The following is a 25,734-nucleotide window of genomic DNA, read 5'->3' on the forward strand; positions in this document are numbered from 1 at the left end:
TCATTCTTTACGGGTAGGTTGAGCAGTTGCGGCGACCTCGGTCGGCTCGCACACCTCGTCTTTAGGCAGTTTCTGCGTTGCCACGGCAGCCTTGATGCGGTTGGCATCCTGGTGCATCTGGACATTCATGCAGACTTTGCCGTCCTGCACGCAACGGTTCAGGATGCGGCTGTACAGGTCAGCATCGACGGTACCGAAGTGCATGATCGGGTGCTTGATGGTCGGCTTGTCCAGCGCCAGGAACTCGGCGCGGTCCAGCTTGGCGGTGGAGGCCTTGGTCTTGGCGACCCAGGCGTCGAAGTCGCCCTGCGACACGCCGTGGTACTTGAAGCGCATCTGCGAGAAACCGGCGCCGCTGTAGTTGGCCGAGAAGCCGTCGTACACGCCGACCTTGTTCATTACCGCGTTCAGCTGCGTTTCCATGCTTGGCATGGTGTAGACCATGCCGGCCAGCGCAGGAATGTAGAACGCATTCATCACGGTGGTCGAGGTCATGTGGAAGCGGACCGGCACGTCAATCGGCGTGACCAGCTCATTGACCGTGGCGATGCCTTGCTCTGGGTAAATGAACATCCATTTCCAGTCCATCGACACCACCTGCACTTCCAGTGGCTTGACGTGCGGGGCCAGCGGGCGATTTTCATCGATGCGGCTCAGCGGACGGTAAGGGTCGAGCAAGTGGGTGTAGATCCACGTGATCAGGCCCAGCACGATGATGATCAGCAGCGGCGCGCCCCAGATCAGCAGTTCGAGCTTGGTCGAGTGGTCCCAGTCCGGCTTGTATTCGGCGGCGGTATTTGACTTTCTATAGCGCCAAGCGAACAGACAGATGAGGAACATGACAGGTACGATGATCAACAGCATCAGCAAGGTTGACACAACAACAAGGTGTGCCTGCTGCGCTGCGATATCCCCGGACGGATTCAGCACGACCGTATCGCAGCCAGCGAGCCACATTAACGGTGCGAGGAGCAATCCACGACGAACGATAGGAGGAATCATGCGGTAATTTAGATTACAGATTATTGGGAACATGCTACTGTACTCACGACGGACTGTTCTTGCCATTGGACACTTTGTCCTACCCGCCTGGACACCGCCGTGATAACAATTACTTAACACGAGACAAGAGACTATGGCTAACACGACTTCTATTAGTGACGTCCAAGCTGGCGTCCGCGACCATCATCAAACGAGCCCCGGCGCACGCAGCATCAATGCCAGGGATGGACATATCTCTCCCGGAGAAATCGCAATTGGCGTGGTCATCGGGCGCGCCTCCGAGTACTTCGACTTCTTTGTCTACGCGATTGCGTCGGCCCTGGTGTTTCCGTCGGTATTCTTTCCATATGACAGCAGGCTTGACGGCACACTATACGCCTTTGCGATTTTTGCGCTCGCGTTTATTGCGCGACCGATCGGAACTGTCGCATTTATGGCAATTCAACATCGCTTCACCCGTGAAACCAAGCTCACGCTGGCCCTGATGATTATGGGCGTGTCCACCGCCGGCATCGCCTTCCTTCCGGACTATGCCAGTTTGGGGACCGCCGCCATCGGCTGGCTGGCGGTGCTGCGGATTGGACAAGGCATCGCCCAGGGTGGTTCCTGGGACGGCCTGCCGTCGCTGCTGGCGCTGAACGCACCTGAGCACAAGCGCGGCTGGTACGCCATGCTGGGCCAACTGGGCGCGCCGGTCGGCTTCGTCATCGCGGCCGGCCTGTTCTCCTACCTGATGGCCAACCTGAGCACGCTGGACTTCCTCGAATGGGGCTGGCGCTTCCCGTTCTACGTGGCCTTCGCCATCAACGTGGTGGCGCTGTTCGCCCGCCTGCGCCTGGTGACCACGCACGAGTACTCGCACCTGCTCGACGAGCACCAGCTGGACCCGGTGCCGGCCGGCGAACTGCTGTCCTCGCAGAAGCGCAACATCATCATCGGCGCGCTGGCGGCGCTGGCCAGCTACGCGCTGTTCCACCTGGTGACGGTGTTCCCGCTGTCGTGGATCACGCTGACGTCGCAGCGCTCCATCGCCGGCTTCCTGCAGGTGCAGATGGTCGGCGTGACGCTGATGGCGATCGCCATCATCATCTCCGGCTACCTGGCCGACCGCGTCGGCCGCCGCCGCACGCTGGGCACGCTGGCGACGATGATCGGCATCTTCAGCCTGTTCGTGCCGTTCCTGATCGGCGCCGGCGAAACCGGCCAGGACGCCTTCATCCTGATCGGCTTCGCGCTGCTGGGATTGTCCTACGGCCAGGCCTCGGGCGCGGTGACCGCCCAGTTCCCGCAGCGCTACCGCTACACCGGCGCCGCGCTGACCAGCGATCTGGCGTGGCTGATCGGCGCCGGCTTCGCGCCGCTGGTGGCGCTGGGCCTGTCGTCGCACTTCGGCCTGGCCTACGCCGGCGTCTACCTGCTGTCAGGCGCGGTCGCCTCGCTGGCCGCCCTGAGCATCAACCGCGCATGGAACATCCGCGATAACTAAGCGGCTCCGCCCCGGCCGCCCGGCCGGGGCATTCCTGTTGCGACGCCACCACACGCCCTTCCCTGCGCCCTACCTGTCTCCTTTCCCGGTTTGCGCTTTATTTAAGCTTGACCGCACTGCAACATGGCGCGCACGTTATCGCTGCGCAACTGTCGGCCTCGCCGCTAGAATCGGCCTTCAACGGATGACGGCGAGGTGACTAGCATGGCGACAGTGGGCGACTTTGTATTGAAGCGGTTGGCGGCCTGGGGCGTGAAACGCATCTACGGTTATCCCGGAGACGGCATCAACGGCGTGGTCGGCGCCTTCGGCCACGGCGACACCGGCATCGAATTCTTCCAGGTGCGCCACGAGGAACTGGCCGCCTTCATGGCCTGCGCCCACGCCAAGTTCAGCGGCGAGCCGGGCGTGTGCCTGGCCACCTCCGGGCCGGGCGCCATCCACCTGCTCAACGGCCTGTACGACGCCAAAGCCGACCACCAGCCGGTCGTCGCCATCGTCGGCCAGCAGAGCCGCATGGCGCTCGGCGGCGACTACCAGCAGGAAGTCGACCTGATGGCGCTGTTCAAGGACGTCGCCCACGAGTTCGTGCAAATGGCCAGCACGCCCGAGCAGGTGCGCCACCTGATCGACCGCGCCATGCGCATCGCCATCGAGCGCCGCACCGTCACCTGCGTGATCCTGCCCAACGACGTGCAGGAGATGAAGGCGGTGGAGACGCCGCCGCGCGAGCACGGCACCATCCACAGCGGCATCGGCTACACCGGCCACGCGGTGGCGCCGCGCCATGAAGACCTGCAACGCGCGGCCGCCATCCTCAACGCCGGCAAGAAAGTCGCCATCCTGGCAGGCGCCGGGGCGCTGCACGCCACCGACCAGCTGATCGCCGTGGCCGAGCGGCTCGGCGCCGGCGTCGCCAAGGCGCTGCTGGGCAAGGCCGCCGTACCGGACACGCTGCCGTATGTGACCGGCGCCATCGGCCTGCTCGGCACCAAGGCCAGCTGGGACTTGATGAACGAGTGCGACACGCTGCTGATGGTCGGCTCGGCCTTCCCCTACTCCGAATTCCTGCCCAAGGAAGGCAAGGCGCGCGGCGTGCAGATCGACATCGACGCCCGCAAGCTCAACCTGCGCTACCCGATGGAGGTCTGCCTGGCCGGCGACAGTGCCGCCACGCTGGAGGCGCTGCTGCCGCTGCTGGAGCAGCAAACCGATAGCAGCTGGCGCCAGCGCATCGAAAGCAATGTGCGTGACTGGTGGCGGGTGCTGGAAGCGCGGGCCATGAACGCGGCGCGGCCGATCAATCCGCAGCGGGTGTTCTGGGAACTGTCGCCGCGCCTGCCGGACGATGTGATCCTCGCCTGCGATTCCGGCTCCTGCGCCGGCTGGTATGCGCGCGACCTGCGCTTCCGGCGCGGCATGATGGGATCCGTCTCGGGCGGGCTGGCGTCGATGGGCTGCGCCCTGCCCTACGCGCTGGCCGCCAAGTGCGTGCATCCGGGCCGCCCGGTGATCGCCGTGCTGGGCGACGGCGCCATGCAAATGATCGGCATTAATTCGCTGATCACCATCGCCGCCCGCTGGCGCGAGTGGCGCGATCCGCGGCTGGTCATCATGGTGCTCAACAACGGCGACCTGAACATGGTCACCTGGGAGCAGCGCATCACCGAGGGCGACGCCCGGCTGCCCGAATCGCAGCAATTGCCCGGCTTCCCGTATGCCGCCTACGCCGAGCTGCTCGGCCTGCGCGGGGTGCGGGTGGACGACCCGTCACAGGTGGCGGCAGCGTGGGACGAGGCGCTGTCGGCCCAGGTGCCGACGGTGCTGGAGATGGTTACCGATCCCGATGTGCCGCCGCTGCCGCCGCACGTGTCGGCGAAACAGGCGGCGCACTACCTGCGCGCGATGCTGCGCGGCGACCAGGAGGCGGCCGGCGTCATCACGGCCACCATCAAGGAGGTGTGGGATGGCCTGTTCCCGGACAAGCAGAAGTCATAGCGCCGTCACAATAGCCGCGTACCCTGCTCCTCACCTGAAAATGAGGAGTATTGCGTGAACTTGAACGAGCACGAATTGCTGGAGCGCGTACAGCGCGAACTGACCGACAGCTACGACGAAGAACTGGAGATGGAGCTGGAAGACCGCGAGATCGATCCGCATACCCGCCAGGTCGTCGAGCGCGAGCGCAGTGCCGAGGCCAAGGAAGAACGCCGCATCTACTTCCGTGAGCTGTTCCGGCTTCAGGCCGAGCTGGTCAAATTGCAGGATTGGGTGGTGCATACCGGGCACAAGGTCGTCATCCTCTTCGAGGGGCGCGATGCCGCCGGCAAGGGCGGCGTCATCAAGCGCATCGTGCAGCGTTTGAATCCGCGCGTGTGCCGCGTGGCCGCGCTGCCGGCGCCGAACAACCGCGAGCGCACGCAGTGGTACTTCCAGCGCTATGTGTCGCACTTGCCGGCTGCCGGCGAGATCGTGCTGTTCGACCGCAGTTGGTACAACCGCGCCGGCGTCGAGCGCGTGATGGGCTTCTGCACCGACGAGCAGTACGAGGAATTCTTCCAGACCGTGCCGGAATTCGAGCGCATGCTGGTGCGCTCGGGGATACAGGTCATCAAATACTGGTTCTCGATTTCCGATGAGGAACAGAATGCGCGCTTCCTCGGCCGCATCCACGATCCGCTGAAACAGTGGAAGCTCAGCCCGATGGATCTGGAATCGCGCCGCCGCTGGGAGGAATATACGCGCGCCAAGGAGGTGATGCTGGAGCGTACCCATATTCCCGAGGCGCCGTGGTGGGTGGTGCAGGGGTGGACAAGAAAAAGGCGCGGCTGAATTGCATTCATCACCTGCTGGCGCAAATGCCGTATGAAGAAATCGCGCACCCGGCGATTGAGCTGCCGGAGCGCGAATATCATGACGATTATGTGCGGCGCCCGGTGCCGCGGGAGATCATTGTTCCGGAGGTGTATTAGTTCTTGTCGTTGCCGAGCGGGCGCGGCTGTGGACGGCGTGCCGCACGCTCAGCATGGGTTCCCGCCTGCGCGGGAACGACGGGCGTGTAGTAGTGGTGATATGATTTGGTGCTCCGCAACGCGGATGGGCTTCGAGGGCGCCTGCCCTTTCAGGACCGCACATGAAAATCCGTTCCCGCCTCAAGCACGTAGCCTCCGGCCTGCTGGCCCGATTCATCGGCCGCAACAATGATTACCAGGGTTTCTGGACATTGGGCGTGCTCTATCGCACTGTGCACGCGGCGCCGTGGCGCATCGAAATCGATCTGATTACCGGGCAGGCCTGCCCCGGCAATGAAGTCGCCGCCAGCGTCGCCGCCGAGCAATCGGCATACTTGCGCGCCGCGCTGTCAAAGCAGAACATCCCCTGGCTTGCGCTACACCGCGCAACGCTCACCGTGCAGTTTAACGCCGACGTACAGGCCGGTTACACTGGCACTGTTGGAGAACCTTTTGTATGTACCGTCACCCTTGATTCCGCAACTGGACACAGCGCCACCGCCAGCTTCACAGGCCGTTGCGCCATGTGGAAGCCGGGCCATTTTTCCGGAAGGGCCGGGTGCAGCGTCCCATACGTGTAATATGCAGTCCGAACCATACAAATAGAGGAGACAATATGAGCCTGGGCACCATCACTCCTGTCCTGCGCTGCTTCGACGAAGCGAAAACGCGGGAGTTTTTTCTGGATTTCCTCGGCTTTAAAGTCGATTGGGAGCATCGTTTTGAGGACGGCATGCCGCTGTACATGGCCGTCTCCAAGGACGGTTGCGCGCTGCATCTGACCGAGCACCATGGCGACTGCTCGCCCGGCGCCGCCATCCGCATCGCCACCACCGACGTCGACGCCTACCAGCAGGAACTGATCGCCAAGCACTACAAGAATGCCCGTCCCGGCGTGGAAGAAATGCCATGGGGCGGCCGCGAAATGACGATCAAAGACCCTTCGGGCAACCGCCTGGTCTTCTTCAACCGTGCGCCGGAAATCTCGGCCTGAGTTACCGCGCCCTCTGCTGCCTGAAATGGCTTTCCATCTCGGCAAACGAGGGTCGTTGAACGGCCGAAATCACCTTGCGGCCGAACTCCACGGACAGCGTCGGCGCGTAGCCGTTCAGGCTGGCGATCAGCATGACTTTGACGCACTGGTAAATCTTGGTCGACTCCTGTAGCTTGCGCTCCAGCAGGCCGGCGATCGGACTGACCACGCCGTAAGCCAGCAGGATGCCAAGGAAGGTGCCGACCAGCGCTGCGGCGATCAGGTTGCCCAGCTCCGCCGGCGGCGCGCCCACCGAACCCATGGTGTGCACCACACCCATCACCGCCGCGATGATGCCGAACGCCGGCAAGCCATCGGCCACCTTGTTGATCGCCTGGATGGGGATTTCGCCGTCCTGGTGATGGACTTCGATTTCGTTGTCCATCAGGTTCTCGATCTGGTACGGGTCCATATTGCCCGAGACGATCAGGCGCAGGTAGTCGGTGATGAACTCGGTCAGTTCATGGTCCGCCAGGATGCCTGGAAACTTCAGGAACAAGGGGCTTTTATGCGGCGCATCGACATCCGTTTCGACCGACATCAGCCCCTCCTTGCGGATCTTGAACAGAATATCGTACATCAGCGACAGCAGATCCATATACAGGGCGTTGGTCTGCCTCGCTGTCTGGAACAGGGTTGGAATCGCGGCCAAGGTCGCGCGCCGCGACTTGGCGTCGTTGGAAATCACAAAGGCGCCCAGGGCGCCGCCAGCGATCATCATCAGCTCGAACGGCTGGAACAACGGCACAAGGTGGCCGCCAGTCAGGACGTAGCCGCCAAACACGCCCACCAAAACAATCACGATCCCAATGACAACGGACATCCGGCACTCCACGGTTGCTCAGTGATAAACGTAAACTTTACCACAGGCAACTGTGAATTAACGAAAAGAAATATTAATACTTTGTCTGCGTGTACGGGCGAGCGTTGATCGACTTGCCCCACTCCTTGTCTGGCTGCCCGGACATGGTGAAGACCAGCTCGCCACCGGCGGTGATCTGCTCGTGGCGCAGATAGGTTTGGGCCAGCGGCTTGCCGTTCAGCGTGACGCTGGCGACAAAGGCGTTCTGCTTGCTCAGGCCCGGTGCGCGGATGGTGAAGCGCTTGCCGTTCGGCAGATTCAGCACCGCCTTGTCGAGGAACGGCCGGCCGATCACGTATTCGTTGCTGCCCGGCGCCACCGGATAGAAGCCCAGCGCGGTGAATGCGAGCCACGCCGACATCTGCCCCAGATCGTCGTTGCCGGACAGGCCGGCCGGCGTGGTGTTGTACTGGGTCGCCACCACCTGCGTCAGGCGCTGCTGCGTCTTCCACGGCGCGCCGGCGTAGTTGTACAGGTAGGCCACATGATGCGAGGGCTCGTTGCCATGCGCGTAATGGCCGATCAAGCCGGAGATATCCTCCATGTGCGCGTAGACGTTGTCGTCCACCTTGGCGTCGAAAACCTGGTCGATCTTGTCCTGCAAGGCCTGGTCGCCGCCCAGCATCTTGATCAGGCCTGCGTTATCGTGCGGCATATACCAGGAATACTGCCACGCGCTGCCTTCGGTGTAGTCGCTGCCAAAATTCGAGCGCACCGGGTCGAACGGTTCGCGGAAGCTGCCGTCCGACTTGCGCGCCCGCAGGAAGCCGGTTTTCACATCGAACGAGTTGCGGTAATTCTGCGCGCGCTGATAGTATCGGGCGGCGATATCCTGCTTGCCCATCTTCTCCGCCATGCGCGCGATGGTCCAGTCGTCGAACGCATACTCCACCGTCTTGGAAGCCGCTTCCGGTTCCAGATCGATCGGCACATAACCCAGCTTCATATAGTGTTGCAGGCCGCCGTAAGGGCCGTACTCGGCGCTGCTGGTCATGGCCTTCAGCGCCTCGTCCGCGTCGAAACCTTTAAGGCCTTTCATATAGGCGTCCGCGATCACCGGCACCGCGTGATAGCCGATCATGCACCACGTTTCCAGTCCATGGAACTGCCACACCGGCAAAATGCCGTAGGGACTGGCCTGCTGCGACGCCACCAGCGAACGCACAAAGTCCACATTGCGCTGCTCCGGCTGCACCAGCGTCAGCAAGGGATGCAGCGCGCGGTAGGTGTCCCACAGCGAAAAGGTCGAGTGATAGCGGAACCCTTTGGCCTGATGCACCTCGTTGTCCGGGCCGCGATAGCGGCCGTCGCGGTCCATGAACAGGCTGGGCGCAAGCATGCTGTGATACAGCGCCGTGTACACCATCTTGCGCATCTCCGGCTCGGCCTCGATGGCCACCGCGCCGAGCGCCTCGTTCCACGCGGCCGAGGCCCTGGCGCGTTCGGCGTCGAAGTCCCAGCCCGGCATCTCGGCCAGGTTGGCGATGGCGCCCTCCTCGCTTACGCCGGATATGGCAACCTTGATTTGCAACTGTCCATCCGCAGGCACACCGAAGTCCAGCGCGCCGACCAGCGCCTTGCCCTCCACCACCGCCTTGTCGCCCGGACCGCTGCCCGGACCGGCGAAGCCCTTGTACTCGACATCGCGCTCCATATTGCGCAGCGAGCGCGATGACAGCGGAGTGCGAGAACTGGATCGCAAAATACAGCTGCCGCCCGGGCGCCCAGCCGCGCGTCTCTCGCATGCCGGTGATGAGCGTGTTATCCCGCAAGCGCAGGCGTGACCACAGATTCTTGTTGGCGTAATCGTAAATGCTGGTGCGCAGATCGAGCATCACCTTGGCCTCGGCGCCGCTGGCATAGCGGTAGCGGTGCAAGCCGACGCGCTCACTGGCGGTCAGCTCGACCTGCACCTCGTGGTCGGCCAGCCTGACGGCGTAATAGCCCGGCTCCGCGCGTTCGTCCTTGTGGCTGAAGCGCGAACGGTAGCCACTGAAGGGCCGTTCCGGATAGCCCGGCTCCCATTTTGTCTCGCCGCTGTACGGCATCAGCAGCACGTCGCCCAGGTCCGAATGCCCGCTGCCCGAAAAATGCGTGTGCGAGAAGCCGAGGATGCTGTCGTCGTCATAACGGTAGCCGGACGCCCACGGATAGCTCTGACGGAACGGCCGCACCTGCGTATCGGGACTGAGCTGCACCATGCCGAACGGCCGCGCCGCGCCGGGGAAGGTATGCCCGTCGCCGCCGGTGCCGATAAACACATCGACCGCCGCGGCGGGCGTGCCCGGCGCGGCGGCGAAGGCCGGCAGCGCCATCGTCGCGGCCAGCACGCCGGCCGTCAGCAGCGAGCGCGCGCCGCTCATTGGTACCACGGCCGGGTGATTTTCAATGGGCGCACATCCATCCGCACGTTCAGGATGGTGTAGGCGTCGGCGGTGGCCGATTCGTAGCCGACGCTTTCGCTGTCGCGCGTCAGCTTGAATTCGAAGCCGAGGTCCTCGCGCGGGTCGCCCGGCGCCGCCATGGCGATGCCGATGGCCGTGTCGCGGGCGTTGTTGATCAGTTTTTCCATCATCACCAGCACGGTGTTATGGCCCAGCATATCGGCCGAATATACCTGTTCATTCAGAAACGGCTTGGCCGGATCGAGCTTGCCGCCTGCCTTGTCGGCCGATGGCGTGTACTGGCGCGTCAGCAGGTTATAGCGGTCGCCGCGATCCAGATAGCTGATGCGCGCGTTCGACAGGTTGAAGTCCTTTTCCCTGCCGTTGGTGGTGGCCAGCGCCAGGTCCAGCAGCAGCGCGCCCTGATAGCCGATCACCTCCACCTCGTGCTTGCCGTTGATGATGACCGCCGTGTTTTCATCAATGCCCAGGCCCTGCTTGTAGCCCTTCTTCAGCATGGCCGGCAGCATGCGTGCGAAGCGGCCGCGCGCCAGCAAGTGCTGGTCGACGAACAAGTCCTTGCCAACAAAGCCCAGGCCAGGCGCCAGCTCGCGGCCGTCGTTGACGCCCACGCTCAGGGTGCCCAGCACGGTCTTGGCCTCGTAATACATGGTGCTGCTCATGATGGCCGCGCCGGCGCTGCTGCCGCCGATCACGCCGCCCTTTTGATACACGTCCCAGATAGCTTGCAGCACGGCGGTGCGCGTACCGTCCGGCCGCACCAGCGCCTTGGTGATCAGGCCCTGGTCGCCGCCGGCGAAGTAGACGCCGCCCGCATCCCGGATCGACTGGGCCACGGCGGCATCCTCGGCGTCGCGCGCGTAGTCGCGGTCCTTGAAGCGCACCGCCACCGGCACGGCGAAGGCCTGGGCGCCGTATTTGTTCAGCGTCGCCACCAGGTTGGTGCCGGAGCGCAGCGGGTTGCCGGCGGCGCTGGGCATGACGGCGATACGCGCGCCCTTGCCGCCCGCCAGCTCCACCAGTTTGCTCCACACTTCGGTGTTATCGGCACGCACCGCGCCGCCGGCGATCAGCAGGTGGCCCTTGGGCGGGCTGTCCGCCTCCGCCGCGTGTGAAACCAGCACTACGAACGACACCAACGATGCGCACAGCATGCGCAAGGCTTTAGCAAAACTCGTCATACGAATATCCCTGTCTTTGGTAAGGTCCGCGCCCACCGTCGGCGGCGCAACTGATGCATATAATTATAAATCGGAAGTCGGCGCCCTCCCTGTGCACGATGACTGAGCTGTGCGAGAATGAATCCTTTTTGATCCCTTAACCTCGCACAGGCAGAAGATGAGTGAACTCAAACGCGGGCTGAAAAGCCGGCATATCCAGTTGATCGCGCTGGGTGGTGCCATCGGCACCGGCCTGTTCCTCGGCATCGCCCAGACCATCCAGATGGCCGGGCCGTCGGTGCTGCTGGGCTACGGCGTGGCCGGGCTGATCGCCTTCTTCATCATGCGCCAGCTGGGCGAGATGGTGGTCGACGAGCCGGTGGCCGGCTCCTTCAGCCACTTCGCCGACAAATACTGCGGCCACTGGGCCGGCTTCATGGCGGGCTGGAACTACTGGGTGCTGTATGTACTGGTCAGCATGGCCGAACTGTCGGCGGTCGGCATCTATATCCAGTACTGGTGGCCGACGGTGCCGACGTGGATGTCGGCGCTGGCGTTCTTTGTCATCATCAACGCCATCAGCCTGTTCAACGTCAAGGCCTTCGGCGAGATGGAATTCTGGTTCGCCATCATCAAGGTGCTGGCCATTGTCGGCATGATCCTGTTCGGCGCCTGGCTGCTGGCGTCCGGCGACGCCGGGCCGCAAGCCAGCATCGCCAACCTGTGGCAGCACGGCGGATTCTTCCCCAACGGCGTCGGTGGCCTGGCGATGGCGATGGCGGTAATCATGTTCTCCTTCGGCGGGCTGGAACTGATCGGCATCACAGCCGCCGAGGCGGACAATCCGTCGCAGTCGATTCCCAAGGCCACCAACCAGGCCATTTACCGCATCCTGATTTTCTACATCGGCGCGCTGGCGATCCTGCTGTCGCTGTATCCGTGGCAGAAGGTAGTCACCAGCGGCAGCCCGTTTGTGTTGATTTTCCATGCGCTCAACAGCAACCTGGTGGCGCATGCGCTGAACGTGGTGGTGCTGACGGCGGCGCTGTCGGTATATAACAGCGGCGTGTATTCCAACACGCGCATGCTGTACGGTCTGGCGAAGCAAGGCAATGCGCCTAAGGCGCTGTTGACGGTGAATGCGCGCGGCGTGCCGCTGACGGCACTGGGCGTGTCGGCGCTGGCCACCGGCATCTGCGTGGCGGTCAACTACTTCATGCCGGCCAAGGCCTTCGGCTTCCTGATGGGGCTTGTGGTGTCGGCGCTGATTATCAACTGGGGCCTGATAAGCTGGATCCACCTGCGCTTCCGCGCGCAGAAGAAAGCGGCCGGCCAGGTGACGCTGTTCCGCAGCCTCGGCTACCCGGCCACCAATTACCTGTGCCTGGCGTTCCTCGCCGCCATCCTGGTGGTGATGTACCTGACGCCGGACCTGCGGCTGTCGGTCTACCTGATTCCGGTGTGGCTGGCGGTGCTCGCCATCGGCTACAAGATGGGCGTCAAGCGCGGTTAGCCGGACTTGCTGTGCGGCGCGCCGGTGATATCGGTACCGACCGAGGCGCCGCCGCGTCCAGCGCGTTCTCCAATTCCGGGCGGAATTGAACTGAAAAGTGGCCCGATCGTTGATAGCATGTCTGCACTTTTTTGCATCGGAAGTGCTCACGACGAGGAGAACGCCATGCCCACGATTATCGTATTCAGCCATCTGCGCTGGGACTTTGTCTATCAGCGCCCGCAACAACTGCTGACGCGGCTTGCGCCGCATTTCCGGATCGTTTACGTGGAGGAGCCGCTACACAGCGACGGCCCGCCGCATCTGACCACCTCGACGCCAACGCCGAACCTGACGGTGGTGCAGCCGCACACGCCATCGCACACCAGCGGCTTCCATGACGATCAGATCCCGCTGCTGCAACCGCTGCTGGCCGCGCTGGCGCCAGCCGGCGAGGAAATCATCGCGTGGTTCTACACGCCGATGGCGCTGCCGCTGCTACCAACGCTGCCAGCGCGGCTGGTTGTGTATGACTGCATGGACGAGCTGTCGGCCTTCCTGCACGCGCCGCGCCAGCTTATGCAGCGCGAGACGGCGCTGCTGAAGATCGCCGATCTCGTGTTTGCCGGCGGGCCCAGTCTGTACAACGCGCGCCGCGCGCGCCATCCGAACGCCCATTGTTTTCCCAGCAGTGTGGATGCGGGGCATTTCCGCCAGGCGCTGGAGCGAGGCCTTGAGCATCCGCTACAGGCGGGCATTCCGCGTCCTCGGCTGGGCTACTTTGGCGTGATCGACGCGCGCTTCGATACCGCGCTGCTGGCGGCGCTGGCGGACGCGCGGCCCGATTGGCAGCTGGTCATGGTCGGGCCGGTGCTGAAGATAGCGCCGGCGTCGCTGCCCCGGCGCGGGAATATTCACTACCTCGGGCGGCAGCCGTATCAGGAGCTGCCGCGCCTTGTCGCCGGGTGGGATGTATGCCTGCTGCCGTTCGCTCTGAATGAGGCTACATGCAACATCAGCCCGACCAAGGTGCTGGAATACATGGCGGCCGAACTGCCGGTCGTCAGCACGGCGATTACCGATGTCGCGCGCGCCTACGGCGGCGTGGCGGCCATCGCCCATGACGAGGCTGGCTTCATCGCGGCGTGCGAGGCGGCGCTGACGCAAACGCCCGGACAGCGCGCGGCGACGGCGCAGCGCATGCGCGCGATCGTTGAGCAGACGTCATGGCAAGCCACCGCCGACGCCATGCGTCGGTTGATCGAGCAGGCGGCCGCCAGCCGCCAGCCACCACACAGCCCAGCGACCGCGACGCAAGCCCACACTGAGAATGCAGAGCGCGCAGGAAATGCGATGCGCGCCGGCGCTCGCGAAACGACCAAGGCGGAAATGGCGGGCAAGGCGAGTGGCGCGGGTGGCGCGGGTGTCACGAGCGTGACGGGCATGACGAGCGTAGCGGGCGTGGCGGGCGTAGCGGCAGTCGCGCATGCGGGGCCGCGTGGCGGCGTGCACACGGGCTGCATCATTATCGGCGCGGGGCCGACCGGGCTGTCGGCCGCCTACCATCTGGACGCCGACACGCTGCTACTGGAACGCGCCGCCAGCGTAGGCGGCTGGTGCCGCTCGATCCAGGACCACGGCTTCACCTTCGACCACGCCGGCCATATCATGTTCTCCAACGACCCCTACGTGCTCAAGCTCTACGACATCCTGCTGGGCGACAACCAGCACTGGCAAATGCGCGAAGCCTGGATCTACAGCAAGCAAGTCTACACCCGCTACCCCTTCCAAGGCTCGCTGCACGGCCTGCCGCCCGACGTCATCCGCGAATGCATCATGGGCGCCGTCGCAGCGCGCTACACCGCACCGGCGCCGCGTCCCGCCAACGCACACTGCGCCACGCCAGTGCCGGACTGCTGCGCCGACGGCACCACCGACACCGCCAACACCCCGCGCGCCCTGCCCGCCCGGCCACCCAACAACTTCGAAGACTTCATCCACAAGGTATGGGGCGCCGGCATCGCCCGCCACTTCGCGCTGCCCTACAACCGCAAGCTCTGGACCATCCCGCTCAAGGAAATGGAAACCTCGTGGCTCGGCGGCCGCGTGCCCCTGCCGGACCTCGATGAAATCGTCGACGGCGCGCTGCAACCAACACCGCGCCCGATGGGTCCCAACGCCCGCTTCGGCTATCCGCGCCGCGGCGGCTTCCAGGCGCTGATGTCCGGCTTCCTGCCCCACATCCGCGGCAAGATCGAACTCAACGCCAGCGTCACCGCCATCCTGCCCGACGAGCACACGCTGATGCTGGCCGACGGCCGGCTGCTGCACTACGACCACCTGATCAGCACCATGCCGATGCCGGAGCTGGTGCGCCTGATGGGCAACGCGGTGCCGGTCAGCCTCAAGCTGGCGGCCGGCGCGCTGCGCCATGTCTCGATCCGCTGCGTCAACATCGGCGTCAACCGGCCCAAGCTCACCGACAAACACTGGATCTACTATCCCGAAGACACGGTCTACCACCGCATCTTCGTGCAGGGCAACGCCAGCCCGGACTGCAACCCGCCCGGCGGCTTCGGCTTTACATGCGAAATCTCGTATTCGCCATCCAAGCCGCTGCCGGCCGAAGGCGACGCCCTCATCGCGCAATGCCTGGCCGACTGCGTGCGCACCGGCTTCCTGTCCGAAGACGACCAGGTGCTCACCGCCAACGAGGTCGACATGCCGTATGCCTACGTCGTCTACGACCACGCGCGCGCCGGCAACGTGGCCGCCATCCGCGAATGGATGGCGCGCCACGACATCCTGCTGGCCGGCCGCTACAGCGAATGGGAATACTATAATTCCGACCATGCCTTCCTGGCCGGCAAGCGGGCTGCCGAACACGTACGCGCGCAACGCAGCAGCCGCACCCGCGCGGCCGTCTCGACCTGACCGTTGCATGCCGCACAGACCGGCCCCATTGCCGAGGCCACCATGAGGCCAACCCAAGTTCCAAAGGAATATGTCATGTCGACCCACGCTAACGCCCCGCACCGGCCCTTGCAACTGCCTGCACTGGCAGGCTGGCTGGTGCTGACCTTTATCTTTGCCGCCATCGGCGCCTTCGCCTCGTCGCAGGCGGCCGAGTTTTACCAGCAGCTCGACCGCCCCGAGTGGGCGCCGCCGCCGTGGCTGTTTGGCCCCGCCTGGACCGTGCTGTACCTGCTGATGGCCATCGCCGCCTGGCGCGTGCAGCGCGCCGCCGCCCCCGGCAGCGCGCGTCCGGAGCTGACGCTGTACGTCGTGCAACTGGTGCTCAACGCGCTGTGGACGTGGCTGTTCTTCGGCTGGCACCTCGGCGGCGTAGCATTTGCGGAAATATTGCTGCTATGGCTAACGATCGCCGCCACCATCCGCGCCTTCTGGCGCCGTGACCGCTGGGCCGGACTGTTGTTGGTTCCCTACATCGGCTGGGTGACTTTCGCCACCTGCCTCTGCTACAGCATCTGGCAGCGGAATCCAGCCATCCTCTGACAGTGATTTTTTATCCAGATAGTTGCCACCATTACTACTAATGTGCAAGCCAACCTGATACACTCTCAGGTTTTGCATCTTAAACGCAACTATCGTTTAAAAAATAACAATGAAGAAAGCAAGGGCGCCGGCCACTCATTCCCTCCTGATATTGTCCCTGTCGCTGCCGGCGGCGGGACTGGCGCTCGCGCAGATTCAGGAGGTCACGGTCACCGCCCAGCGCCGGCCGTCGCCGGAATCGACAACGCCGGTGGCCATGAGCGTGTTGCAGTCCGACGAGCTGAACCAAGCCGGCATCGACAGCCCGGCAGCCATCGGCGCGCGGTTGCCGAATGTACAGCTGGACAATGCGGCCGACGGCCTGCACATCACCATGCGCGGCGTCTCCAGCGCGGACACCACGGAAAAAGGCGATCCCTCGGCCGCCTTCCTGCTGGACGGCGTCTACATCGCCCGGCCGCAAATCCAGAACCTCAGCTTCTACGACCTCGAACGGGTGGAAGTGCTGCGCGGGCCGCAAGGCACGCTGTACGGCCGCAATACCACCGCCGGCGTAGTCAACGTCATTTCCAAAGCGCCGGTCGATCAGTTCGAAGCCTGGGTGGCCGGCGAAATCGGCAACTACAACAGCCGCAAGGCCAGCGCCATGCTCAACGTGCCGGTCAATGACATGCTTGCCGTGCGCGCGGCCCTGTCGGCCAACCGCCACGACAGCTACCTGCGCAACGCCCAAGGCACCACCAACGAACTGGGCAAGGACCGCGATGACCTGTCCGCGCGCCTGTCGGCCCGCCTGCGCCTCAACCGCGACGCCACGCTGCTGCTGCGCTACGATCACAGCAAGGTGGACGATAACAACGACAGCTTCGTCCCCGACACCAATTTTTATAGCGGCGTCGCCAGCGGCCGTCCGCTCTGGCGCGGCGCCGGCCGCGACGCACAACTGACCAACGCCTTCGTGCCGCCGAACGCGGCGCCGGAACAAGGCTACAGCCACAAGACCACCTCCGGCATCGGCGCCGACCTGGCCTGGGACCTCGGCCCCGCCACGCTGTACTACCTCGGCGCGCACCGCAGCTACACGCACGATGCGCTGGCCAATTTCTACTACCGCGTGGCGCCGGCCATCGCGCTCGGCGTACGCCAGAACTTCGGCGGCGACTACTCGCAGAATTCGCACGAGCTGCGCCTGGCCAGCAACGGCGACGGCGCGCTCAGCGCGCAGGCCGGCCTGTACTACTTCCGCGAGCAGTCTTCGCAGACCTACACCTTCCGCGACCTGCAACTCATCGGCCTGCCGCCCTACTACGTGTTCCCGCACGGGCCGACGGTGGCGGACAGCAAAGCCGTATTCGGCCAGGCCACCTACCGCATGACTGATCGGCTGAGTCTCACCGCCGGCGCGCGCTACACGGCGGACAAAAAGTCGCGTGTCGGCTCGACCAATTTCCAGCAAGGGCCGGTGTTCAATCCCGCCACCGACTTTGCGCTGCTAAATGCCGCCAGCCTGCGCGCGCACCAGACCACGTGGCGCCTCGGCGCCGACTACGGCCTGGCGCCATCGACGCTGCTGTACGCATCGGCCGCCACCGGCTACAAGGCCGGCGGCTTCAATGACGGCTGCCTGGCCGGCGCGGTCGAGGCAGGCCTCGCCTGCCCGGGCGCGCTGGCGGTGCCGGCGGCCACGCTGCTGTACCAGCCGGAGACTGTGCGCTCCTACGAAGCCGGCGTCAAAACCCGCTTCTGGCACGACAAGGCCAGTCTGAACCTGGCGGCCTTTCATTACGACTACCGCAACCTGCAACTGTCCGGCGTCGCCATCGTCGCCGGCGCGCCGCGCTTTGTCACCGCCAACGCCGGCGAGGCCAGCGTCAAGGGGCTGGAAGCGGAAGGCCGCTTGGCGCTGACGCCACATGACCGCATCAGCTACGCGCTGGCGCTGCTCGATGCGCACTACGTCCGCTACTCCCCGGACGGCGTGCACGACTGGTCCGGCCATAAACTGGACCGTTCGCCATCGCACGCCTTCACGCTCGGCTATGAGCACAGCTTCGCGCTGCCAGCCTGCGAACTGGCGGCCGGCCTGCGCTCGCGCCGCAGCGCCGCCGCCATCATCGCCGTGCCGACGCAGCTGCTGCAATACCGCGTGCCCGCCTACACCGAGAGCGAGGCGACGCTGCATTACCGTCCGCGCGGCGCGCAATGGAGCTTGCTGGCGCGCGTGAAGAACATCGAAAACAAGGTGCGGCCGATCGCCATCGACAGTTTCGGCATGGCCGTGCCGAGCGATCCGCGCACGCTGGACGTGCGGATGGACTACCGCTTTTAAGCCATGCTGAATCATTTTTACCGTTTCCTGTTGCTGCTGGCCGCCCTGGCGCTGTCGCCGGCGGCTTGCGCCAATGGCGGCCCGCTGATGCTGGACGCGCACCTCGACCATGTAGACGCCTGGCCAGCGGTCAAGGTGATGTCCGATCCCGATGGACAGCTGACGCCCGCACAGGCGCTGGCCGCCGACGAGCATTTCGCCACTCCCCGATCGGCCTACGCCACGCTGGGTGTGCACAAGGACGTGGTGTGGCTGCGCATACCGGTCACGCTGCCGGCGCACGCCGACGGCGAATGGATACTGAATATCGATTACGCGGTGCTGAACCGCATCGACATCTACGTGGCGCGCGATGGCCGCATCGGCGAACATCAGCTGATCGGCAACCTGCAACCGGAGCCGGAAGGCGCGCCGCGTGGCCGTGTGCCCGCCGCGCTGCTGCACCTGACGCCCGGCGCCGACCACGTGCTGCTGCTGCGCGTGGAAAACGTCGGCGCGATGATACTGCCGGTCAGCCTGTCGCGCCCCGCCAGATTCCACGGCGCCGCGCTCAACGAGCAGATGCTGCAAGGCGTCCTGACCGGCCTCAGTCTGTGCCTGCTGCTTTACAGCCTGGCCCAGTGGCTCACGCTGCGCGATCCGCTGTACGGCAAGTTCGCGCTGCTGGTGGCGGGCACCACGCTGTTTTCGGTGGAGTTTTTCGGCCTCGGCAACCAGTATCTATGGAAGAGTAACGCCTGGATCAGCATCCACGCCGGCGGCGTGTTCGCCCTGATGGCGTCCTGCGGCGCCTACCTGTTCGTCGAGCAGGCGCTGGCCCGCCAGGGCAAGGACCGCGTTTTCAGCCGCCTGATGGAGGGCGGCGCGGCGCTCTGCATCATCAGCGCACTGGCCTACGCCACCGGCATCATGAGCGTGGCCACGCTGGTCATCATAGTCAGCACGCTGGGCGTGATGCCGATGCTGCTTGGCCTGCCGGGCGCGTACCACCGCGCGCGCGGCGGCGACGCCGTCGGCGTCTACTTCCTGATCGGCTGGGGCGTGAGCTTCGCCTCGTCGGCGACCCTGAGCCAGGTGATCACCGGCCAGGTGGGCGCCAACTTCTGGACCATGCACGCGCTACAGTTCGGGAATATCTTCGACATGCTGGTGTTCACCCGCATACTCGGCTTGCGCACCAAGGCGATGCAGACCGCCATGCTGCGCGCCGAGGAAGCGACCCGCACCAAGTCCGAGTTCCTGGCCCACATGAGCCACGAGATCCGCACGCCGATGAACGCCATCATCGGCATGAGCCGGCTGGCGCTGATGACCGAACCCAATCCCAAGCTGCAAAACTACCTGGGCAAAATCCTCAACGCCGGCGAACACCTGCTGGCGGTGATCAACGATATTCTCGATTTTTCCAAGATCGAGGCCGGCAAGCTCGGACTGGAGTCGGCGCCGTTCGGGCTGCGCGAGATGCTGGACCATCTGGCCTCGCTGACGGTAATTAAATCCGACGCCGCGCGGGTGGAACTGAAAATGCGCGTCGACGACAGCGTACCGTCACGCCTGGTCGGCGATCCGCTGCGACTGAGCCAGGTGCTGATCAACCTGACCAGCAACGCCGTCAAGTTCACCGAACGCGGGGAGATCGTGGTGGCGGTCGAATTGATGGACCGGACGGCGGACACGGTGGCGCTGCGCTTCTCGGTCAGCGATACCGGCATCGGCATGCGGCCCTCGCAAGTCGAAGGCCTGTTCGAATCGTTCAACCAGGCCGGCGCCACCACCACCCGCAAATACGGCGGCACCGGTCTTGGCCTGAGCATTTCGCGCCAACTGGTGCAACTGATGGGCGGTGACATCGACGTCGCCAGCACGCCCGGCATCGGCAGCCGTTTCGGCTTCATCGTCCGTCTCGGCATCGCCGCCGACAACGCGGCGCCGGTCGACTGGCCGCTGGCGCCGCAACAGCAGCCGCGCGAAATGCGCCGTTCCGACCGCGCCGGCCTGGCCATCCGCGACCTGTCGGCGCTGGACGGCGCGCGCATCCTGCTGGTGGAGGACAACGCCAACAACCGCGAGGTTGCGCTGGACTTTCTGGCCGCCGCGCGCATGCAGATCGACGTCGCCGAACACGGCGGCGAGGCCGTGCGCATGGTCGAACAGGCGGACTACGACCTGGTGCTGATGGACGTGCAGATGCCCGAAATGGACGGCCTGACCGCCACCCGCCGCATCCGCGCCATGGAGCGCCACAAGCATCTGCCGATCATCGCCATGACCGCCTACGCCATGGCCGGTGACCGCGACAAGAGCCTGGCCGCCGGCATGAATGACCACCTGACCAAGCCGATCGCCCCTGAGCAGCTGTTCCGCACCTTGATCAAGTGGATCGCGCCATCGCGGCTGAACGCGCGCCGGGTGCAATCCCGCGCCACGCTGCAAACTCCGGCTTCGCCGCCACCGGCCGCCCAGGCGCCAAGCGCGCCAAGCGCGCCGCTGCCGTCGATACCGGGCGTAGACTGGCAACTGGCGCTGGAAAGCGTCGACCATCAGCGCGCGCGCCTGGACAAGCGCATTCGCGGCTTCCTGCACGAATACCAGCCGTCGGCACAGGTGGTGCGCGAGGCGATCGCCAGCGGCCATCACGAGGCGCTGTACCCGTTGACGCACAACCTGCGCGCGACCGCCGCGTACATCGGCGCCTTTCACCTGGCCTCGCAGGCGCAGGCGCTGGAACAGGCGCTGCGCAACGAGCGCGCCGACCGCATCGCCATGCTGGCGACCGAGCTGGCGGACGGCCTGGAACTGGTGCTTGGCGGGCTGGCGCAAATGGCCGAGCCGCCCGCGCAGCCGCGCTACCGCGACGGCGACGCCACGCTGCTGATCGCGCGGCTGGAAGCCTATTTGCGGGCCGACGACGCGCGCGTCGAAGACGTGCTGATGGAACTGTCCGCGCTGGCGCCGGTCTTACGGCATGCGGACCTGCTGGAGACGATCCGCAAAGCGGTCGAAGAAATCGAATATCAGGCCGCGCTGGCGCCGTTGAGCGCACTGGCGCGCACGCTGCAAAACGAACTGGAAGACAATCCATGAATTTCGCGGGAACCCAAAAGGTGCTGGTGGCCGACGACGACATCGTGAATCGCCAGGTATTGGCCGAACTGCTCAAGCCGGAGCACACCGTGCTGCTGGCGAAGAACGGCGAGCAGGCGCTGGAGCGCGCCGCGCGCCACCTGCCGGACCTGATCCTGCTGGATGTGATGATGCCCGACATGGACGGCTACGAAGTGCTGCGCCGCCTGCGCGCCGACGCCCAGACCGCGCACATCACCGTCATTTTCATTTCCGGCCTGTCGCAGCCTGCGGACGAGGCCAGTGGCCTGAAGATGGGCGCCGCCGACTACATCTCCAAGCCGTTCAACGAAACGGTGGTGATGGCGCGGGTGGCGATGCACCTGCAAATGGTGCGCCAGCGCCGCATGCTGGAGCACCTGGCCCACGTCGACGGCCTGACCGAACTGGCCAACCGCCGCCGCTTCGATGAGGTTTACGAAGCGGAATGGCAGCGCAGCCGCCGCAGCGGACGTCCGCTGTCGCTGGCGCTGCTCGATATCGACGCCTTCAAGCAGTACAACGACCATTACGGCCATCCGGCGGGCGACCGGGCGCTGCGCGCCGTCGCCCGCACCGCCGCTTCCGGCCTCAGACGCCCCGCCGACCTGGCGGCCCGCTACGGCGGCGAGGAAATGGTGCTGCTGTTGCCGGACACCGAGGCGGCCCAGGCGCAGCAGGTGGTCAGCTGCATTTGCGGCGCCATCGCCGATTTGCAGATTCCGCATGAGGCATCCTCGGTGGCGCCGATGCTGACCGTGAGCGCCGGCGGCGCCACGCTGAACGGCGCGGCCAGCGAGACTGGCACCGAACTGTTCGCGGCAGCGGACGCCCTGCTGTATCGGGCCAAGAAGGCCGGCCGCAATCGCATCGAGTGGCGCGCGGCCTTCTAGGCTACGCGCCGCACCGTGAAATGCTCGACCTTCTGGCGCGACTGCGTGCTGCGGAAACCGAAATAGCCGCCGCCCAGCAGAGGGCCGGGCGCATTAAAGTATTCCCGGTCGTCGACATACAGCCGTGTGCCGCGCGCATCGACCACGATCCGGATGCGGTAAGGGTGACCGGCTTTCAGCAGGTAGTCCGCGGCCGTATATTCCTGTAGCAGCTTGCGCGCGCCGCTGCCGTCGTAGTAGCGGAAGCGCGTGGTGCTGTTGGTGTTGCCGCCGATGCCGGCATAGAACAATTTCAGCTTGTCGTATTCTTCCAGCTTGCCGGATTGCGTGAAGCCGCGCGGCAGCTGCGCCTCCCAGAAGAAGTTCAGGTCCGACAGGCGGCCGTCGGCCAGCACCGTGCGCGTGAAGCTGATTTCGTAGTGGCCAAGCAGCTGCTGGCGCAGCCACACGGTCAGTCCCCGATCGGCGCGCAGTATCAGCGCGCCTTGTTCGACGTAAGCGGCCGCGCGGGCGTCGCCCGATTCCGCCTCAACCGCCCACGCCTGGGCGTCGAAGCGTTTGAACTCGTCGCGCGCCAGCGTGGACTCGGCCGCCTGCGCCGCCAGCGCCAGCATGCCGATGGCGCCCAGCCCCCATTGCGCGACGGCGTTGGTTGACAGCGCGGGCGCTTCCTCCACGTCGTTCAGCACCAGCGGCGGTTTCACGCGGCGCGATACCAGGTCTTTGTCCTTCAGTCCCGCGCGTCCTTCGTGGAATTGCGCCCATGCGCGCTTCAGCATCGCGCCGTCCTGATTCTGCACGGCGGTGTAGGCAAGCAGGCGCGCGTGGCCCTGGCCGAGATTGAGCTTGCCCAGGTCGCGCCCCAGTTCCGCCTTTTGCTCCTCGGGGCTAGCGCTATACAGGCGGCAGTAGAGCAGCCAGGCGTCACGGAAGGCCGGCTGGGGAACCGTGCGTATCAATTCGCTGGCGATTTCCGGCAGGCCGAACACCGCGCTCAGATGTGAAACGCTGATTTTCGCGTCGGCGTCCGGCAGATAGACACCGGTGCGCAAATCCATGATGCCGCCGCCGGCCAGGAAGCCCAACGGCCGCGCGGCGATGCTGGCCATGCTGTTCAACAGCTTGTCGCGGTACTGCGGCTGGCCGGTGCGCTCCCATTCGGTGAACCACGCGGCAGCCACCGCGCCCCAGTCGGTGCCGAAGGCAACGCTGGCGTGGGTTTCCGGCTCATGCTCGGGCGCTTTCTGGCCGATCTTGCGGCCGGGGATGATGGTACGCAGCCGCTCGACCGCGTCGGTCTGTTCGCGCAGCAGGTCGCCGGTGCGCTCGTCGGCGCTCAGGTAGTAGAAGAAGCGGCGGTTGATGGCGGTGGAAACCCGCAACTGCTTGGCGCTGTCGCTCCAGTGCTGCACGCCATGGCGCGTGCCCAGCGGGCTGTATGGGCCGATGTGGTGCACATCGACCTCGCCGGTGTGGCGCGTCATGGCTTCGGCCACGCGGAAAGCGTCGGCGCGGCCGCTGTGCAGGTAGTAGTGCCACAGCCAGATCTCGGTGCTCAATTCCGAATTATCCCAGGCGAAGCCGCCGACGTCGTAGCGCCAGACGTGGCGCTGGTTGTCATAGGTATGCATTACGTCGCCATAGTCCCAGAAGCCGTACCAGCGGCGGTCCTCAATCTGGTTGCGATAAAAATCGAAGGCCCAGCCAAGCTGCTGCTCCAGCCTTGCAGGTTTGGGCGAAGCCGGGCGCCAGTATTCGCTGAATACGCCGGCGCTGTGCAGCCGCTGTGGCGATGCGGTCAGCAACGGTGGCGACTGAAGACGGCCGCTGACCGCCACCAACTGTTCGTGCGTTGGCGTCGCCGCAAACAGCTGCAATTCCAGTTCGCTGGTGCGCGCAACGCCGTAGGGCGTGCCGAATTCCGGTTCGTAGTCTTCGTAGGTGATGTCGAGCGCGTCGCGCTGTTTGGCGTGGTCGGTTTCGCCCATGCCGTCGTGGTAGAAGCGCAGGTCCATCGGCTGGGCCTTCGGCGCCCACAGCCAGAGCGTGACGCTGGCGTTGCTGGTTTCGGCGCCCTGGATGTCGATCTGGCCGGGATAGCTTTGCCAGAAGTTGCGCACGCCGAAGGCGATGCCGCCGTCCGGCGTGCCGAGGTAGCCGGTGCCGGCGGCGCGGTGGCCGCTGGCCGCCTGTATCCAGCCGTGGCCTGGGCTGGTGCGTTTGCTGATGCTGTAGCCGTCCGGGTGCGACTGCAGCAGCGTGTAGCTGCCGAAGGCAGGTATGTAGCGCAGATTCTTGCTGACGTTGGCAGGCATGGCGCCGGCCGCGACGCCGCGGCCCTGAAGTTGCGCGTCCGCCGCGGCGCCGGCGTCGCGCCGCAGGCCGGTGAGGCCTTGCACGGCTTCTGCGAAGACGCCGCCGTTGGCGCCGACAAAACGGATGTAGCGGTCGTGCAGCGGTCCGGCCATTGGTACGTCGAAGCGCAGGCCCACGCCTCGGATGTAAGCCCGGTTCGGGTCGGCGTCGTAGACCAGCGTATGTACGATGCGGATGGCGTCCGCGTTGCGGTAGAAGTACAGCCGTACGGTGAACGGCAGCAGTTTGGCGCCGTCCGCATGGCTGTGGGCGCCGGTGATGCGCACCACCGCGCGCTGTGGGCCGTTCTGCTCCAGCGTGGCCGATTCGATGGCGCTGGTGAACGCCCGGCGGCCGGCCGGCGCGGCCTCGTCGTCTGCCGCGTCATCCACCAGCAGCACCAGGCGTCCATTCTGCAACTGGGGCTTCCCTGCGCGCTGTATCTCGTTGAGCAGGATCGCGCCTTGCCGCGCTATCCTGCACTGCAATTTGCCGGTGTTGACGACGATAGCGCCATCGCCTTCCAACGCCAGCAACCCGGACGCCGTGCCGGCGGTGGCGCGGGGGTCGCTGGCGGCATGGCCGGCGGCGTCGGGCAACGGCGCAAGCGTGTAGCCGCCAGCCGGAAGCGCGCCACTGGCATCCGGCGCCAATGCGTGCGCGGACCATTTGAGCGTACCGTCCGGCCAGTACGCCAGCGGCCATGACTGCACCGCCACCGTCGCGCCGCCAGCCGGGCGCGCGCGGGCGGCGTCGGCTGCTTGCAGTGCGGCGGCCGGCGCCAGCACGAACGCGCGGGTATCGCCGGGAACGCGCCCCTGCGGCCAGGGCACGCCCCATGTCGCGCCCTGAAAGCTGGCTGGCGCGCCGTCAAGCCAGTGCAACGCCGTCTGCCCGGCGGCTTCGCCGTCCACCGGCTGCGCGGCTGCTCCGCTGCCGGCGGCCTCGCCCGAGGCGGGGCCGATAGCGCTGTCGTCGCCGGCGCCGGTCCCGCCAATGCCACCGTTAGCGACGCTGCTTGCCGCGCCGCCCGTCAGCAGCGCAGCCAACTTGAAGAACCGCCGACGTTCAAGCGATGCACTCATCCC

At 65.3% G+C, this 25,734-nt stretch carries 15 protein-coding genes and 2 pseudogenes; 11 read left to right on the forward strand and 6 right to left on the reverse strand.

All coding sequences use genetic code 11. The features are described from left to right. The gene (gene cyoA, locus ACRQ5J_RS16150; RefSeq protein ID WP_432377987.1) at positions 1-1,002 is read right to left on the reverse strand and encodes a ubiquinol oxidase subunit II; all 1,002 of its coding nucleotides are present in this window, start codon (positions 1,000-1,002) and stop codon (positions 1-3) included. A 133-nt stretch (positions 1,003-1,135) separates the two neighbouring features. On the opposite strand from cyoA, the gene ACRQ5J_RS16155 reads away from it, so the two are divergent. The 5 genes and pseudogenes from ACRQ5J_RS16155 (at position 1,136) to ACRQ5J_RS16175 (ending at position 6,493) form a co-directional block, all read left to right on the forward strand. Beyond that, on the forward strand, positions 1,136-2,488 hold the full coding sequence (locus tag ACRQ5J_RS16155) for an MFS transporter (RefSeq protein WP_432377989.1): 1,353 nt from the start codon (positions 1,136-1,138) through the stop codon (positions 2,486-2,488). Positions 2,489-2,692: 204 nt separating this feature from the next. After that, positions 2,693-4,486 carry a thiamine pyrophosphate-requiring protein gene (locus tag ACRQ5J_RS16160; RefSeq protein WP_432377991.1) on the forward strand — a complete coding sequence of 598 codons (1,794 nt, stop codon included), beginning with the start codon at positions 2,693-2,695 and terminating at the stop codon, positions 4,484-4,486. A 129-nt stretch (positions 4,487-4,615) separates the two neighbouring features. Next, positions 4,616-5,460: pseudogene (gene ppk2, locus ACRQ5J_RS16165) on the forward strand (polyphosphate kinase 2). Between the two features lie 161 nt (positions 5,461-5,621). Continuing rightward, positions 5,622-6,080, forward strand: coding sequence for a hypothetical protein (locus tag ACRQ5J_RS16170; RefSeq protein WP_432377993.1), 459 nt, complete (start codon positions 5,622-5,624; stop codon positions 6,078-6,080). Positions 6,081-6,115: 35 nt separating this feature from the next. After that, positions 6,116-6,493, forward strand: coding sequence for a glyoxalase superfamily protein (locus tag ACRQ5J_RS16175; protein ID WP_432377994.1), 378 nt, complete (start codon positions 6,116-6,118; stop codon positions 6,491-6,493). A 1-nt stretch (position 6,494) separates the two neighbouring features. On the opposite strand, the gene motA is transcribed toward ACRQ5J_RS16175, so the two are convergent. The 4 genes and pseudogenes from motA to ACRQ5J_RS16195 form a co-directional block, all read right to left on the reverse strand. After that, positions 6,495-7,355, reverse strand: coding sequence for a flagellar motor stator protein MotA (gene motA / locus ACRQ5J_RS16180; protein WP_432377996.1), 861 nt, complete (start codon positions 7,353-7,355; stop codon positions 6,495-6,497). Positions 7,356-7,428: 73 nt separating this feature from the next. Next, positions 7,429-9,096: a GH92 family glycosyl hydrolase gene (locus ACRQ5J_RS16185; protein WP_432377998.1), complete on the reverse strand. Its 1,668-nt coding sequence runs from the start codon at positions 9,094-9,096 to the stop codon at positions 7,429-7,431. Between the two features lie 34 nt (positions 9,097-9,130). Then, a pseudogene (locus ACRQ5J_RS16190) lies at positions 9,131-9,709 on the reverse strand (glycoside hydrolase family 92 protein); the annotation flags it as partial. A gap of 44 nt (positions 9,710-9,753) precedes the next feature. Beyond that, on the reverse strand, positions 9,754-10,980 hold the full coding sequence (locus ACRQ5J_RS16195; RefSeq protein WP_432378000.1) for a cyanophycinase: 1,227 nt from the start codon (positions 10,978-10,980) through the stop codon (positions 9,754-9,756). Positions 10,981-11,137: 157 nt separating this feature from the next. On the opposite strand from ACRQ5J_RS16195, the gene ACRQ5J_RS16200 reads away from it, so the two are divergent. The 6 genes from ACRQ5J_RS16200 (at position 11,138) to ACRQ5J_RS16225 (ending at position 22,291) form a co-directional block, all read left to right on the forward strand. Continuing rightward, positions 11,138-12,472, forward strand: coding sequence for an amino acid permease (locus ACRQ5J_RS16200; protein WP_432378002.1), 1,335 nt, complete (start codon positions 11,138-11,140; stop codon positions 12,470-12,472). Positions 12,473-12,637: 165 nt separating this feature from the next. Beyond that, positions 12,638-15,385 carry an NAD(P)-binding protein gene (locus ACRQ5J_RS16205; RefSeq protein WP_432378004.1) on the forward strand — a complete coding sequence of 916 codons (2,748 nt, stop codon included), beginning with the start codon at positions 12,638-12,640 and terminating at the stop codon, positions 15,383-15,385. Positions 15,386-15,460: 75 nt separating this feature from the next. Continuing rightward, positions 15,461-15,967: a TspO/MBR family protein gene (locus ACRQ5J_RS16210; protein ID WP_432378006.1), complete on the forward strand. Its 507-nt coding sequence runs from the start codon at positions 15,461-15,463 to the stop codon at positions 15,965-15,967. A gap of 151 nt (positions 15,968-16,118) precedes the next feature. After that, positions 16,119-18,296, forward strand: coding sequence for a TonB-dependent receptor (locus ACRQ5J_RS16215; RefSeq protein WP_432378008.1), 2,178 nt, complete (start codon positions 16,119-16,121; stop codon positions 18,294-18,296). A gap of 3 nt (positions 18,297-18,299) precedes the next feature. Continuing rightward, positions 18,300-21,380, forward strand: coding sequence for a response regulator (locus ACRQ5J_RS16220; RefSeq protein ID WP_432378010.1), 3,081 nt, complete (start codon positions 18,300-18,302; stop codon positions 21,378-21,380). Further along, the gene (locus ACRQ5J_RS16225; RefSeq protein WP_432378012.1) at positions 21,377-22,291 is read left to right on the forward strand and encodes a diguanylate cyclase; all 915 of its coding nucleotides are present in this window, start codon (positions 21,377-21,379) and stop codon (positions 22,289-22,291) included. The genes ACRQ5J_RS16220 and ACRQ5J_RS16225 overlap by 4 nt, the downstream gene beginning before the upstream one ends. On the opposite strand, the gene ACRQ5J_RS16230 is transcribed toward ACRQ5J_RS16225, so the two are convergent. Continuing rightward, entirely contained in the window at positions 22,288-25,731 is a 3,444-nt protein-coding gene (locus tag ACRQ5J_RS16230; RefSeq protein ID WP_432378014.1) for a DUF6250 domain-containing protein, read from the reverse strand. The genes ACRQ5J_RS16225 and ACRQ5J_RS16230 overlap by 4 nt on opposite strands. Positions 25,732-25,734: the final 3 nt, after the last annotated feature.

Source organism: Duganella sp. P38 (assembly GCF_050859475.1).
In the GTDB taxonomy this organism is placed as follows: domain Bacteria; phylum Pseudomonadota; class Gammaproteobacteria; order Burkholderiales; family Burkholderiaceae_D; genus Rugamonas.